Genomic DNA, 14,214 nt, shown 5'->3' on the forward strand with positions numbered 1-14,214 from the left:
CCCGGCGTCGACCTTCGCCGCTCCGAACACTATTGGGGAAGTACCACTCTCGTGACCGACCAACTGAACGAACTGGCCTACTACTGCATCACCCGGCACCCCGCCGACGCCCGTGTTCTGCTGCCCGAGGCTCGCGACGCGGAGCAGCTCGGACTCGGCTCGTGCATGATCGGCGAGCGCATGACCGTCAAGGACTCCGCTGTCTTGTCCGGCGGCCTCGCCGGATGCACGACCGACCTCGGAATCGCCGCGGCGGCAACGAATCACCACACCCGGCACCCGATGGTGACGGCAACGATCGGCTCGACCATGCAGGCGATGACCGAAGGCCGATACGCCATGGCATTCGGCCGCGGGATGGCGGCGAACTGGAAGGCGATCGGCCTGCGCGCCGTCACCGAAGCGCAACTGCGGGATTTCGTCGGCATCCTGCGCCGCCTCTGGGACGGCGAGACCATCGTGAATCACGATGGGCCCGCTGGCAAATGGCCCGTCCTGTACCACCAGAACGGCCTCGACGCCGCGCCCCCGATCGGCTTTGTCGCAGTAGGCCCGAAGACCCTCGAACTCGCCGGCGAGATCGGCGACTTCGTCGTACTGCACACCTTCTTCTCCGACGAGGCCACAGCGAATTCCGTTGCGGCGGTGCGCCGCGGCGCCGAACGAGCAGGCAAGGACCCCGACAGCGTCCGCATCTGGTCGTGCCTGGCGACCGCGAGTGACGCACTCTCCGAAGCGGATCAGCTGCGTCGGCGAACCGGCCGGCTGGTGACCTACCTACAGGCGTACGCCGACATCCTGATCAGCGCCAACGGCTGGGATCCGCAGGTGTGGGAGCGAATTCGCACCACGCAGCTGTACCAAGACGCCGCGGCGGCGGGCCCCATCGACGCTTCCGCCTCCGTCGAGGTGCTGGAGCAGTTCGACGCCCTCATCCCGGACGAATGGCTCGACTCGGCCGCATACGGCACGCCGGAGCAGTGCGTGCGGAAGATCTCCCGCGAATACGACCTCGGCTGCCACTCGGTGATCATGCACGGCGCGAGCCCGCATGAGCTGTCATCGGTGGTGGACGCTTACCGCGCCAACCGACCCACCTTGCGCCGTGCCGTGGCGGCGAACCCGGGAAAGTTCGCCTGACACAAGGATTCTCGTACCCCGCCGAGCCGATGACCACCTGTCGGCTCGGCGGCCGACGAACTGCGGCGGCACGGCATTCGGGCTCAACTTTCCTTGTGTGTGGACAGGGGTTCCAACGAAGGGAGTACATGTCGAGTTCGGCCTCGACCTGCACGCCGAAGTCGGCGGTTCATCGCCGCAGGCAGCACCACAGCGAACTTCTCAGTGGCACTCACATGGCATCGCAAGACCGACAACACAATAGGTGACCGCGAGGAAGCCTTGTGATGTCGAATCCCGCGCATTCGTCTCAGTGAAGATCCGGCGCGACCCGCTGCGATGAGCACAGGCGACGTTTCTGAGCTCGCCTCCATCGGCCAAGGACAGACAAGTCGACAACATACCTGAACAGCGAATTATCCTCTAGGACACCACCTTTCGTATCCCAGAAAGAGTTCGGGTGGTGAGCACTGGAGAGGGAGCTGCCGGTGAACCGGGCCAGGTAGGCCGCATGGCCAGCCGCAGTACGAGATCGTCCCCGGCGAAGGTGACGTCGATATCGGTTGAAGTACTCATGCTTCACGATGCCCAGAACACCACCCGAATTCGCTCGGGTCGTGGCAGGAGCGGATGTTCCAGCGATGCCGGACTTTTTCAGCCCCGGTTCGGTGCTGCCCACCATCGTTCTCAGCGGCGGCACATTGCTGGTTGGAATCCTCATCGGCGCTAGCCTTGGCGCCGCGGTTTTGGGCGCTATCAGGGCTGATCGTCGTAACGGCGGCTACCGTTGTCGCGGCGCACGGATGTAGGACCTTCCCAGCCTGCCGACCTGTAGCAACGCAGCCCCCAGATCGCCATCAACGCCGTAGAGATCAAGTAGGAACACCGTTCACGTGTTGCGACGATCGCTCGAAACCGCCTCCAGCGATCGGCTGTCTTTCGGGAGGTTGTCGAGCACCCTGGCAATGGTCGTCCATGATCGTGGCCCCACACCTTGGGCCGCAACGCGATTGGGCCGTCGGCAGGCAACTGCCCACCGACGGCCCAGCCACACCAGCCGTCAGAGATAGGTGTAGGAGACCCCGTTACTGGTTCCACCCGCGGTGGTGACGGTGACCAGTATCGTCCCGGCCGCCCCGGCTGGGGCGATGGCGGTGATCTGGGTGCTGGAGTCGACACTGAACGAAGTCGCCGGTGTGCCACCGAAACTCACCGCCGTCGCCCCCGTCAGATTCGTCCCGGTGATGGTGACCGTGGTCCCGCCGGCCGCCGTGCCCGAAGTCGGACTGACCGCGCTCAGGGTGGGCACCGCCGCGTAGGTGAAGGAGACGCCGTTGACGGTTCCTCCCGCGGTGGTGACGGTGACCAGTATCGTCCCGGCTGACCCGGCAGGGGTGACCGCCGTGATCTGGTTGTCGGAGTCCACGACGAACGAGGTTGCCGGTGTAGCACCGAAATTCACCGCGGTCGCACCGGTCAGACCTGTTCCGGTCAGCACAACCGTTGTCCCACCTGCCACCGGACCGGCGTTCGGGGCGATTGTGGTGAGGGTGGGAACCACGACGTAGGTGTAGGAGACACCGTTACTGGTTCCACCCGCGGTGGTGACGGTGACCAGTATCGTCCCGGCCGCCCCGGCAGGGGCGATGGTCGTGATCTGGGTGCTGGAGTCCACACTGAACGAAGTCGCCGGTGTGCCACCGAAACTCACCGCGGTCGCACCCGTCAGATTCGTCCCGGTGATGGTGACCGTGGTGCCGCCGGTCACAGGACTGGCGTTGGGCACCACCGTGGTCAGCGTCGGCACCGCCGCGTAGGTGTAGGCGACCCCGTTGCTGGTGCCACCGGCTGTGGTGACGGTGACCAGTATCGTCCCGGCCGCACCTGCGGGAGCGACAGCGGTGATCTGGGTGGCGGAGTCCACGACGAACGAGGTTGCCGGTGTAGCACCGAAATTCACCGCGGTCGCACCGGTCAGACCTGTTCCGGTCAGCACAACCGTTGTCCCACCTGCCACCGGACCGGCGTTCGGGGCGATGGCGGTCAGTGTCGGCACCGCAACGTAGGTGTAGGAGACACCGTTACTCGTTCCACCCACGGTGGTGACGGTGACCAGTATCGTCCCGGCCGCCCCCGCCGGGGCGATGGCCGTGATCTGGGTGGCGGAGTCGATCGTGAACGAAGTCGCCGGCGTGGCACCGAAATTCACCGCGGTCGCACCTGTCAGACCTGTTCCGGTCAGCACGACGGTGGTCCCGCCTGCCACCGGACCAGCGTTCGGCACCACCGTGGTCAGCGTGGGAACCGCGACGTAGGTGTAGGAGACACCGTTACTGGTTCCGCCGGCTGTGGTGACGGTGACCGACACCGTTCCGGCCGACCCGGCAGGGGCGACGGCGGTGATCTGGGTGGCGGAGTCCACGACGAACGAAGTCGCCGGTGTAGCACCGAAACTCACCGCGGTCGCACCGGTCAGGTTCGTCCCGGTCAGTACGACCGTCGTCCCGCCGGCCACCGAACCCACGTTGGGCACCACCGTGGTCAGCGTCGGCACCGCCGCGTAGGTGTAGGCGACCCCGTTACTGGTTCCACCCACGGTGGTGACCGTGACCGACACCGTTCCGGCCGACCCGGCAGGGGCGACGGCGGTGATCTGGGTGGCGGAGTCCACGACGAACGAAGTCGCCGGCGTGGCACCGAAATTCACCGCGGTCGCACCTGTCAGACCTGTTCCGGTCAGCACAACCGTCGTCCCTCCTGCCACCGGACCGGCGTTCGGGACGATTGTGGTGAGGGTGGGAACCACGACGTAGGTGTAGGCGACACCGTTACTGGTTCCACCCACCGTGGTGACGGTGACCGACACCGTTCCGGCCGCCCCTGCTGGGGCGACAGCGGTGATCTGGGTGGCGGAGTCCACGACGAACGAAGTCGCCGGCGTGGCACCGAAACTCACCGCAGTCGCACCGGTCAGGTTCGTGCCGGTCAGTACGACCGTCGTCCCGCCGGCCACCGAACCCACGTTGGGCACCACCGTGGTGAGGGTGGGCACCGCGACATAGGTGTAGGAGACACCGTTACTCGTGCCACCCACCGTGGTGACCGTGACCAATACCGATCCGGCCGACCCGGCAGGGGCGACAGCGGTGATCTGGGTGGCGGAGTCCACGACGAACGAAGTCGCCGGTGTAGCACCGAAACTCACCGCAGTCGCACCCGTCAGACCTGTTCCGGTCAGTACGACGGTGGTCCCACCGGTCACCGGACCAGCGTTGGGCACCACCGTGGTCAGCGTCGGCACCGCGACATAGGTGTAGGAGACACCGTTACTCGTGCCACCCACCGTGGTGACCGTGACCAATACCGATCCGGCCGACCCGGCTGGGGCGACGGCGGTGATCTGCGTCGAGGAGTCCACGACGAACGAAGTCGCCGGTGTAGCACCGAAACTCACAGCAGTCGCACCCGTCAGACCTGTTCCGGTCAGTACAACCGTCGTCCCACCTGCCACCGGACCAGCGTTCGGGGCGATGGCGGTCAGAGTCGGCACCGCGACGTAGGTGTAAGAGACACCGTTACTGGTTCCACCCACGGTGGTGACCGTGACCAGTACCGTTCCGACCGGCCCGGCAGGAGCGACTGCGGTGATCTGGGTGGCGGAGTCGATCGTGAACGAAGTTGCCGGTGTAGCACCGAAACTCACCGCGGTCGCACCCGTCAGGTTCGTGCCGGTGAGCACGACTGTGGTGCCGCCGGTCACCGGACCGGCGTTCGGGGCGATGGCGGTGAGGGTGGGCACCGCGACATAGGTGTAGGAGACGCCGTTACTGGTGCCACCGACTGTGGTGACGGTGACCAGTACGGTTCCCGCCGACCCGGCTGGGGCGACTGCGGTGATCTGGGTGGCGGAGTCGATCGTGAACGAGGTTGCCGGTGTGGCACCGAAACTCACCGCGGTCGCACCCGTCAGGTTCGTCCCGGTCAGCACGACCGTCGTCCCGCCGGTCACCGGACCGGCGTTGGGCACCACCGTGGTCAGCGTCGGCACCGCCGCGTAGGTGTAGGAGACACCATTACTGGTGCCACCCACCGTGGTGACCGTAACCGACACCGATCCCGCCGCACCTGCGGGAGCGACTGCGGTGATCTGCGTCGAGGAGTTCACCACGAACGAAGTCGCCGGTGTAGCACCGAAACTCACCGCGGTCGCACCGGTCAGATTCGTCCCGGTCAGTACGACGGTGGTCCCACCGGTCACCGGACCGGCGTTGGGCACCACCGTGGTCAGCGTCGGCACCGCGACATAGGTGTAAGAGACACCATTACTGGTGCCCCCCACGGTGGTGACCGTAACCGACACCGATCCGGCCGCACCTGCAGGAGCGACGGCGGTGATCTGGGTGGCGGAGTCCACGACGAACGAAGTCGCCGGCGTGCCACCGAAACTCACCGCAGTCGCACCCGTCAGATTCGTCCCGGTCAGCACAACCGTCGTCCCACCTGCCACCGAACCAGCGTTCGGCGCAATAGCGGTCAGCGTCGGCACCGCGACATAGGTGTAGGAGACACCATTACTGGTGCCACCCACCGTGGTGACCGTAACCGACACCGTTCCGGCCGACCCGGCAGGAGCGACTGCGGTGATCTGGGTGACGGAGTCGATCGTGAACGAGGTTGCCGGTGTAGCACCGAAACTCACCGCAGTCGCACCCGTCAGATTCGTCCCGGTCAGCACAACCGTCGTCCCACCTGCCACCGGACCAGCGCTCGGCGCGATGGCGGTCAGCGTCGGCACCGCGACATAGGTGTAAGAGACACCGTTACTGGTTCCACCGGCTGTGGTGACCGTAACCGACACCGTTCCGGCCGACCCCACTGGGGTGACCGCGGTGATCTGGGTGGCGGAGTCCACGACGAACGAAGTCGCCGGCGTAGCACCGAAACTCACCGCGGTCGCTCCGGTCAGATTCGTGCCGGTCAGTACGACCGTCGTACCACCTGCCACCGGACCAGCGTTCGGGGCGATGGCGGTCAGCGTCGGCACTGCGACGTAGGTGTAGGAGACACCGTTACTGGTTCCACCGGCTGTGGTGACCGTAACCGACACCGTTCCGGCCGACCCGGCAGGGGCGACGGCGGTGATCTGCGTCGAGGAGTTCACGACGAATGAAGTCGCCGGTGTAGCACCGAAACTCACCGCAGTCGTACCGGTCAGACCTGTTCCGGTCAGCACAACCGTCGTCCCTCCTGCCACCGGACCAGCGTTCGGGGCGATGGTGGTCAGAGTCGGCACCGCGACGTAGGTGTAGGAGACACCGTTACTGGTTCCACCGGCTGTGGTGACGGTGACCGACACCGTCCCGACTGAATGGGCGGGCGTCACCGCCGTGATCTGCGTCGACGAGTTGACGGTAAACGAAGTCGCCGGTGTACCACCGAAACTCACCGCGGTCGCGCCGGTCAGGTTCGTCCCGGTCAGTACGACCGTCGTCCCGCCGGCCACCGGACCGGCGTTGGGCACCACCGTGGTCAGCGTCGGCACTGCGACATAGGTGTAGGAGACACCGTTACTGGTTCCACCCACCGTGGTGACCGTAACCGACACCGATCCGGCCGCACCTGCGGGAGCGACTGCGGTGATCTGCGTCGAGGAGTTCACCACGAACGAAGTCGCCGGTGTGCCACCGAAACTCACCGCGATCGCACCCGTCAGGTTCGTCCCGGTCAGCACGACGGTGGTCCCACCGGTCACCGGACCGGCGTTGGGCACCACCGTGATCAGCGTCGGCACCGCGACATAGGTGTAAGAGACACCATTACTGGTGCCACCCACCGTGGTGACCGTAACCGACACCGATCCCGCCGCACCTGCGGGAGCGACTGCGGTGATCTGCGTCGAGGAGTTCACGACGAATGAAGTCGCCGGTGTAGCACCGAAACTCACCGCAGTCGCACCGGTCAGACCTGTTCCGGTCAGCACAACCGTCGTCCCACCTGCCACCGGACCAGCGCTCGGCGCAATGGCGGTCAGCGTCGGCACCGCAACGTAGGTGTAAGAGACACCATTACTGATGCCACCCACCGTGGTGACCGTAACCGACACCGATCCGGCCGCACCGGCGGGAGCGACTGCGGTGATCTGCGTCGAGGAGTTCACGACGAACGAAGTCGCCGGCGTGCCACCGAAACTCACCGCAGTCGCACCCGTCAGATTCGTCCCGGTCAGCACAACCGTCGTCCCACCTGCCACCGAACCAGCGCTCGGCGCAATAGCGGTCAGCGTCGGCACCGCAACGTAGGTGTAAGAGACACCATTACTGGTTCCACCCACGGTGGTGACGGTGACCGACACCGTCCCGACTGAATGGGCGGGCGTCACCGCCGTGATCTGCGTCGACGAGTTCACCACGAACGAAGTCGCCGGCGTAGCACCGAAACTCACCGCAGTCGCACCCGTCAGATTCGTCCCGGTCAGCACAACCGTCGTCCCACCTGCCACCGGACCAGCGCTCGGCGCGATGGCGGTCAGCGTCGGCACCGCGACATAGGTGTAAGAGACACCGTTACTCGTTCCACCCACCGTGGTGACGGTGACCGACACCGTCCCGACTGAATGGGCGGGCGTCACCGCCGTGATCTGCGTCGACGAGTTCACCACGAACGAAGTCGCCGGTGTACCACCGAAACTCACCGCAGTCGCACCCGTCAGATTCGTCCCGGTCAGCACCACCGTCGTCCCACCTGCCACCGGACCAGCGCTCGGGGCGATGGCGGTCAGAGTCGGCACCGCGACATAGGTGTAGGAGACACCGTTACTCGTTCCACCCACGGTGGTGACGGTGACCAACACCGTCCCGACTGAATGGGCGGGCGTCACCGCCGTGATCTGCGTCGACGAGTTCACGACGAACGAAGTCGCCGGTGTACCACCAAAACTCACCGCGGTCGCACCCGTCAGATTCGTCCCGGTCAGCACAACCGTCGTACCACCTGCCACCGGACCAGCGTTCGGGGTGATTGCGGTAAGGGTGGGTACCGCGACGTAGGTGTAGGAGACCCCGTTACTCGTTCCGCCGGCTGTGGTGACCTTGACCAACACCGTCCCGACTGAATGGGCGGGCGTCACCGCCGTGATCTGCGTCGACGAGTTGACGGTAAACGAAGTCGCCGGTGTACCACCAAAACTCACCGCCGTCGCACCCGTCAGATTCGTCCCGGTCAGCACAACCGTCGTACCACCAGCCGCCGAACCCGAAGCCGGACTGATGCTGGTCAAGGTAGGAACCCCGGCATAGGTGTAGGGCAGCGGGTTGCTCGTGCCATCCAGCAGTGCCTGTACGGTGACGTTCACCGTGCCGGTTCCTGACGGGGCGATGGCCGTGATCTGGGTGTTGGAGTCGATGGTGAATGTCGTTGCCGTCGTACCGAACCGGACACCCAAGGGACCCACACCACTGAACCCGGAGCCGGTGATGATGACAGAGTTGAAACCCGCTGCGGGGCCGGAAGAGGGTGTCAGCGAGGTGATTACAGGCGGCATTTTTTGCCTTCCAACCAGTGGTCAGTGAAAAGGGTTCTCCCGCAGCAGCACAGGCCTAGCCGTTACAACCGCTTATCCCCAGTAACCTCCAGCGGCGGCACTTCGGCAATGAATCCCCGGTCCGTTTTCGTCCGGTTTGTATCCGTTTTCGGGTTCGGCCGGTCGCCCGCTCGGTGGGTGCAATACACGGCACCGGTGTTTGCCAGCGGACAGGGCGGCGTCGATGTCGTCGCGGCCGATCGGGCTGATCGGCCCGTTGACGAGCATCGCCGCCATCACCGGATACAGGGCGGTGGCCAGCAGCACCAGTACCGCGATGCGGCACTTGCCGGATCGGGCCGGTGACCGCGCGGGATCGACAGGGCGCACATCCTGGTATTCGGGTGTGGAGGGCTCTGCATGAAGATGAAGGTTCTGTCCGCGCTGGTGCGGATGCGACGGTTGCCCAGGCGTTGGCCGATCAGCGTGCTCGCCGTCCCAAGGTGCCGTTGCTCCGCCGCCATTCCGGGCTGGGCGCGTATGTCGAGCAGCAGTTGCTGGTCGAACAGAGCCCGGAGCAGATCAGTAGGCGCCTGCTGATCGACTTTCCCGACGATCCGTGCATGCGTGTTTCCCACGAGACGATCTACCAGTCGCTGTATGTTCGAGGGTCGCCGAGCGCTGAAAAGTGAACTCGCACCTGCGCCCGATCCCAGCACCTACCCGCCCAATCCGACCTTCTGGAGCGATCCGATCGAGCTGTATCCGGGCAACCCGACGTCGAGATACCCGGACGCTCCCGGTGAAGCGATCGTGTACCTGGACTACACGAGTCAGCCGCAGCACGCACTCATCTCCGTCCGAAACGGTGACGAATGGATGCACACAGCGCAGTTCGGCGGCATGACGAATCCAACGAACAACGGTGTGTCCGAATTCGATCCGGCTACCCTTCCCCAGGGACGACTCGAGGTACGCATACCGCTCACGAATCCCTCAGCGGCAATGGCTTACGCGGAAACGATGATGTCCCATACAGCGCGGGGCACCTATCCGGACTACAACCTGGGCAGGCAGAGCTGCGTAACATGCACAAGTTCTACGGACAGGCGGCGTGGACATTCCGACCAACACCAAACCCGCGACCGACTGGCTGATGCAGCACCTTTGACCTGCTTGGAAAGGAAGGCACTTGCCACTCGACGACAACTGGAACTGGATTCATGACCTCCCGGACTGGGAATTACCCGAAGAACTGGAAGGACCGACCCGAACAACCGCGAATAATATTGCGATCAAACTGCTTTCCTGCGGCTTTCTCGGACTCGATATCAATGTCCTCATCGGGAACTACATCAGCGAAACGGCGCTATTCAATATCTGGTATTCGACGAATGCGAAAAGTTCAACCACACCCCTGATCTGCTCGGCATCGTCAGCCTGATCGATCACCTCGACCGCGCGGTCTACGAAGCTTGGAAAGAACTGGAACGGCGCGTGCAGCAGCGCGAGGTCGCCCCCGAGGACATGGGACCTCAGGTCGCCGCGGCGAAGGAAGCCATCGCCGCGGCACTGACCGATGCCATCGCGACGATGCAACGCCTGCGCACTTCCAAATAACCGAGTTCTGCGGCATCGACCGGAGATTCATGCTTCGAGCTCCAGCACCGGCTGGGGGCATACCGCTGCGGAACCGGCAGCAGAGCCGACGGCGATACACCATCGGTGGCGCAGCCCTTTGACCGACCTCCAGACAGTGATCCTCATCGGGGAGCGTCGCAGTCGCGAGAGCGGCTCCCGCAGGCCATCGGTGGTGGTCTCGAAGCACCACGCACGACACCCACACCGCTGTTACTTCTTCCGCGTCCGCCTGAGGCGAGGGTTCCGGTAGTTGCTCATTATTCGAGGGGACGGTTGGCCACAACGGGGAATTCGCCTGTGTAGCCGATGCGTTCGCGCGCGGCGGCCATCACCTTGCCGCGGACCAGGAACCAGCCACCGATCAAGGCCGGCACGATCAGGACGAGGGTCGCCACGGTCCATGTGCCGATCGGCCGGTCGAAGGCCATGAGTACGAGCACGGCGGCCAGGAAGGCCAGGGTCGCGTAGCCGGTGTAGGGCGCGCCGGGAAGTCGGAACGCCGGTCGGTTGAGGATGCCTTTGCGTGCGAAGCGGTGGAGTTGGATCTGGCAGATCACGATGGTGGCCCAGGACGCGATGATGCCGAGTGCGGACATGTTGAGCACGATCTCGAAGGCCTCTCCGGGTGCGATGGCATTCAATGCGACGCCGCACAGCGTGATCGCGCCGGTCAGCGCGATGCCGCCGTAGGGCACGCCGTTCTTCGATATTCGGGCGGTGAAGGTGGGGGCGCTACCGTTCATCGCCATCGAGCGCAGGATGCGACCGGTCGAATACAGTCCGGCGTTGAGGCTCGACAGCGCCGCGGTGAGCACCACGATGTTCATGATCGTGCCGGCCCCATCGAAACCGATCTTGGAGAAGAATGTAACGAACGGGCTCTCGCCCGACTTGTAGGCGGTGTACGGCAGTAGCAGGGCCAGCAGGACCAGTGATCCGACGTAGAACACCGCGATGCGGGCAATCACGGAGTTGATGGCTCGTGGCATGATCTTCTCCGGATTCTCGGTCTCGCCCGCCGCGGTGCCGACGAGTTCGACTGCGGCGTAAGCGAATACCACGCCCGAGGTGACGATTACCAGAGGGAACAAGCCGGTCGGGAACAGCCCGCCGGTGTCGGTGATCACGGCGAGCCCAGCGCTGTGTCCTTGGATATCGATCCGGCCGGCAAGAAAGACGGTCCCGATGATCAGGAAGCCAACCAAGGCGACAACTTTCACCAGCGCAGCCCAGAACTCCAGTTCACCGAACAGTTTCACCGATACGAGGTTCATGCCCGAGACGATCGCCAAGGCGATGAGCGCGATCGTCCATTGCGGGATGGCATGAAAGGTGCCCCAGTAGTGCATGTAGGTCGCGATCGCGGTGACATCGACGATCGAGGTCATCGCCCAGTTCAGGAAGTACATCCAGCCGGCGACGAATGCGGCCTTCTCCCCGAGGAACTCACGCGCATAGGAAACGAACGATCCCGACGACGGACGGTGGAGCACCAGCTCACCGAGCGCGCGCAGGATAAAGAAGACGAACACACCACACACGGCGTACACGAGGAACAGGCCCGGCCCGGCATTGGCCAGTCGACCGCCTGCGCCGAGGAACAGCCCGGTTCCGATCGCGCCGCCGATGGCTATCATCTGCAGCTGCCGGGGTTTGAGACCCTTGTGGTATCCCACGTCCTCGTGCGCGTGAGCGGAGTTGTCGTATGTCTGCGAGGCAGTTGCAGTCATGGTCGGAGTCCTTGCATCAGAGCGTCAAACTTTTGATAGGGATATAATTTTGACGAAGGTATCCGTCGTCGTCGCACAAGGAGTTAGGTTCACGTAACAAGTGAGTGACATGACAAGCGAGCGTGTGTGGATGGCCACCGAACCGCAGTTGGGTCGCGCGATCCGGGCTATGCGCCGACACCATCGACTGACGCTCACCCAGCTCAGCGAGCGCAGTGGCCTGTCGGTGGCCTTCCTCAGCCAAGTCGAGAACAACCGGGCCAATCCGTCGCTGCACTCATTGGGGCAGATCGCCCGAGCATTGGACTGTAGCGCCAACGACCTACTCAGCGCGGCAACCACTGACGGTCCGATCGAGATCGGTAGGGCGCCTGCCGTATTCGACGACGGGCAGCGGTCCTTGGCGCCTGCTGGGGAGGGCATTGCAGTGCACGAGATCCGGTGTCGGGCAGGCCGGAAAACTGAGATGCGATCGCATCCACAGGACTGCGTCGTCTATGTCGCACGCGGCCGAATCGAACTCGTCATCGGCGCCACCGAGCTTGACCTCGCCGGTGGTGACAGCATCATCGTGCCCGCGGGGTCTCGGTATGAGTGGACAGCGGTCGACGACTGTACCGTGATCACGGCACGACTCGGCGATCACTCAATTCGCCCTCGTCGCTGAACAACACAGTACGCACGGCCTCGACGTGCTGACGCATCCCTTCTGCCGCAGCATCGGGAGCGTACCGGCGCACCGCGTCGATTACCGCGCCCACGGCCCGATTGATCGACTCACGCGCATGCCACAGCGCAGGTGCCCGGTCCACCCCGCCTGTCAGCGACATCCATACCGCAGCCCGGCCCGCTTCGAACGCGCGATTACCGCACGCCTCGCACAGTCCCGCGAGCAACGCATCGGTGATGCTCTCCCACGCCTGCGCATCCGTCTGGCCATCCAGCTCGGCACCGATAACGCGCAGTGATCGCGCCTGCTCACTGGTGGCACACTTCGCCGCCTCGTACGCGGTGCGGATCGTCAGTAGCGCCCACATCTCGAAGAGTTCCTGCTCCGAGGCAAGGCAATAGAAGTCTAGCTGTCGTGCTGTCTGCCTGTCAGACAAGTTCATCAAAATATGATCGCGCACCCCATACGCGTCGTCAACCGCTGCGATTGACGCAGCAGCCCGCCGTGGACGAGAGTGATCTCATGAACCTGTCCGACAGCTGGGCTGGCCGACAGCCGAAGACCATGCGGATCGGTGCCGCGGAGGCGGTGCTGGCCGATCTGCGCACCGATATCGAGTCCGGTGAGCTCCCTGTCGGCACCAAACTGCCCGCAGAGTCGGCCCTGGCCGTCCGGTATGGCGTGAGCCGCACAGTGATCAGGGAAGCACTGCGGTCGAGCACCACCCTCGGCCTGACCGAAACTCACACCGGCAAGGGCACATTCGTCATCGCCGACCGTGTGCGCAGCAATCCGGTGTTCGGCAGCTATTCGGCGGCGGAACTGCGCGAAGCCCGTCCGCATATCGAGGTGCCTGCCGCGGGGTTCGCCGCGCTGCGGCGCACCGAGGATCAACTGGCACGGCTGCGCCTGCTCGTCGACCGCATGCGCCATGAGCAGAATCCCGCCGAATGGGTGCTACTGGACAGCGCGTTCCATCTCGCCGTTGCCGAGGCGAGCGGCAACACAGTGTTCGCCGCGGTCGTCAGCGAGATCCGGGACGCGATGGCCCAGCAGTCACGAGCGATCAACCGTCTCACCACACGTCAGCAGGCCTCCGACGTCGAACACCACGCCATCGTCGAGGCGATCGCCGGGCGGTCCTACGACGCCGCAGCAAGCGCGATGGCCCAACATCTGCAAATCGTCGAGGACACCGTCGCCACCATGTTCACCGGGGCCGGACACAACGATCCCCGCTGACCATGGCCGATTGCTGGTACTCCCGCCAGGAATGTCCGCCGAGCCCGCGACGGCGCCACCTCGGCAGACCTGCACCAGATCGCCGCCGCCGCCCTGCTCGCACCACCGACCACGGCCGATCTTCACGGTTCGATGCGGTGCCAACTGCCCGGCGAGACGACATCCACTACTCACAGCTACCCGGCGGATAACAAGTGAGCGCGGAGAAGACGCCGTCGAGGACTCGACGGGACCTGTCCGGCTAGATCATCCAGGTTGGCGCGGGCACAACCAGCTCCCACCCGAAGTCTCAG

General features: G+C 64.6%; 9 protein-coding genes and 2 pseudogenes. 6 read left to right on the forward strand and 5 right to left on the reverse strand.

The genetic code is table 11. The features are described 5' to 3' along the window. Positions 1-51: 51 nt before the first annotated feature. Positions 52-1,140: a TIGR03857 family LLM class F420-dependent oxidoreductase gene (locus ACIBW7_RS06185; RefSeq protein WP_397044669.1), complete on the forward strand. Its 1,089-nt coding sequence runs from the start codon at positions 52-54 to the stop codon at positions 1,138-1,140. Positions 1,141-2,179: 1,039 nt separating this feature from the next. Here the strand turns inward: ACIBW7_RS06185 and ACIBW7_RS06190 are convergent. The 3 genes and pseudogenes from ACIBW7_RS06190 to ACIBW7_RS06200 form a co-directional block, all read right to left on the reverse strand. Further along, positions 2,180-8,470, reverse strand: coding sequence for an IPT/TIG domain-containing protein (locus ACIBW7_RS06190; protein ID WP_397045728.1), 6,291 nt, complete (start codon positions 8,468-8,470; stop codon positions 2,180-2,182). Then, a pseudogene (locus tag ACIBW7_RS06195) lies at positions 8,471-8,659 on the reverse strand (IPT/TIG domain-containing protein); the annotation flags it as partial. It abuts the gene before it with no gap. A gap of 72 nt (positions 8,660-8,731) precedes the next feature. After that, positions 8,732-8,965, reverse strand: a complete 234-nt coding sequence (locus ACIBW7_RS06200) for a hypothetical protein (protein WP_397044670.1) — start codon at positions 8,963-8,965, stop codon at positions 8,732-8,734. A 242-nt stretch (positions 8,966-9,207) separates the two neighbouring features. Between ACIBW7_RS06200 and ACIBW7_RS06205 the strand changes: the two are divergent. The 3 genes and pseudogenes from ACIBW7_RS06205 to ACIBW7_RS06215 all read left to right on the forward strand — a co-directional run. Continuing rightward, positions 9,208-9,334, forward strand: a pseudogene (locus ACIBW7_RS06205) (IS30 family transposase); the annotation flags it as partial. 496 nt (positions 9,335-9,830) lie between these two features. Next, on the forward strand, positions 9,831-10,082 hold the full coding sequence (locus tag ACIBW7_RS06210; protein ID WP_397044672.1) for a hypothetical protein: 252 nt from the start codon (positions 9,831-9,833) through the stop codon (positions 10,080-10,082). 53 nt (positions 10,083-10,135) lie between these two features. Continuing rightward, entirely contained in the window at positions 10,136-10,258 is a 123-nt protein-coding gene (locus ACIBW7_RS06215; RefSeq protein WP_397044674.1) for a hypothetical protein, read from the forward strand. Between the two features lie 278 nt (positions 10,259-10,536). Here ACIBW7_RS06215 and ACIBW7_RS06220 read toward each other — a convergent pair whose 3' ends face one another. Beyond that, on the reverse strand, positions 10,537-12,009 hold the full coding sequence (locus ACIBW7_RS06220) for an amino acid permease (RefSeq protein ID WP_397044676.1): 1,473 nt from the start codon (positions 12,007-12,009) through the stop codon (positions 10,537-10,539). Positions 12,010-12,118: 109 nt separating this feature from the next. On the opposite strand from ACIBW7_RS06220, the gene ACIBW7_RS06225 reads away from it, so the two are divergent. Further along, positions 12,119-12,676, forward strand: coding sequence for a helix-turn-helix domain-containing protein (locus ACIBW7_RS06225; RefSeq protein WP_397044677.1), 558 nt, complete (start codon positions 12,119-12,121; stop codon positions 12,674-12,676). Here the strand turns inward: ACIBW7_RS06225 and ACIBW7_RS06230 are convergent. After that, on the reverse strand, positions 12,633-13,139 hold the full coding sequence (locus tag ACIBW7_RS06230; RefSeq protein ID WP_397044679.1) for an FCD domain-containing protein: 507 nt from the start codon (positions 13,137-13,139) through the stop codon (positions 12,633-12,635). The two genes, ACIBW7_RS06225 and ACIBW7_RS06230, sit on opposite strands and share 44 nt — an antisense overlap. 62 nt (positions 13,140-13,201) lie before the next feature. Here ACIBW7_RS06230 and ACIBW7_RS06235 point away from each other — a divergent pair, with 62 nt between their 5' ends. Continuing rightward, positions 13,202-13,921 (forward strand): FadR/GntR family transcriptional regulator, encoded by a 720-nt coding sequence (locus ACIBW7_RS06235; RefSeq protein ID WP_397045730.1) that lies wholly within the window; start codon positions 13,202-13,204, stop codon positions 13,919-13,921. Positions 13,922-14,214: the final 293 nt, after the last annotated feature.

This window comes from Nocardia sp. NPDC049526 (assembly GCF_044465765.1).
Classification (GTDB): domain Bacteria; phylum Actinomycetota; class Actinomycetes; order Mycobacteriales; family Mycobacteriaceae; genus Nocardia.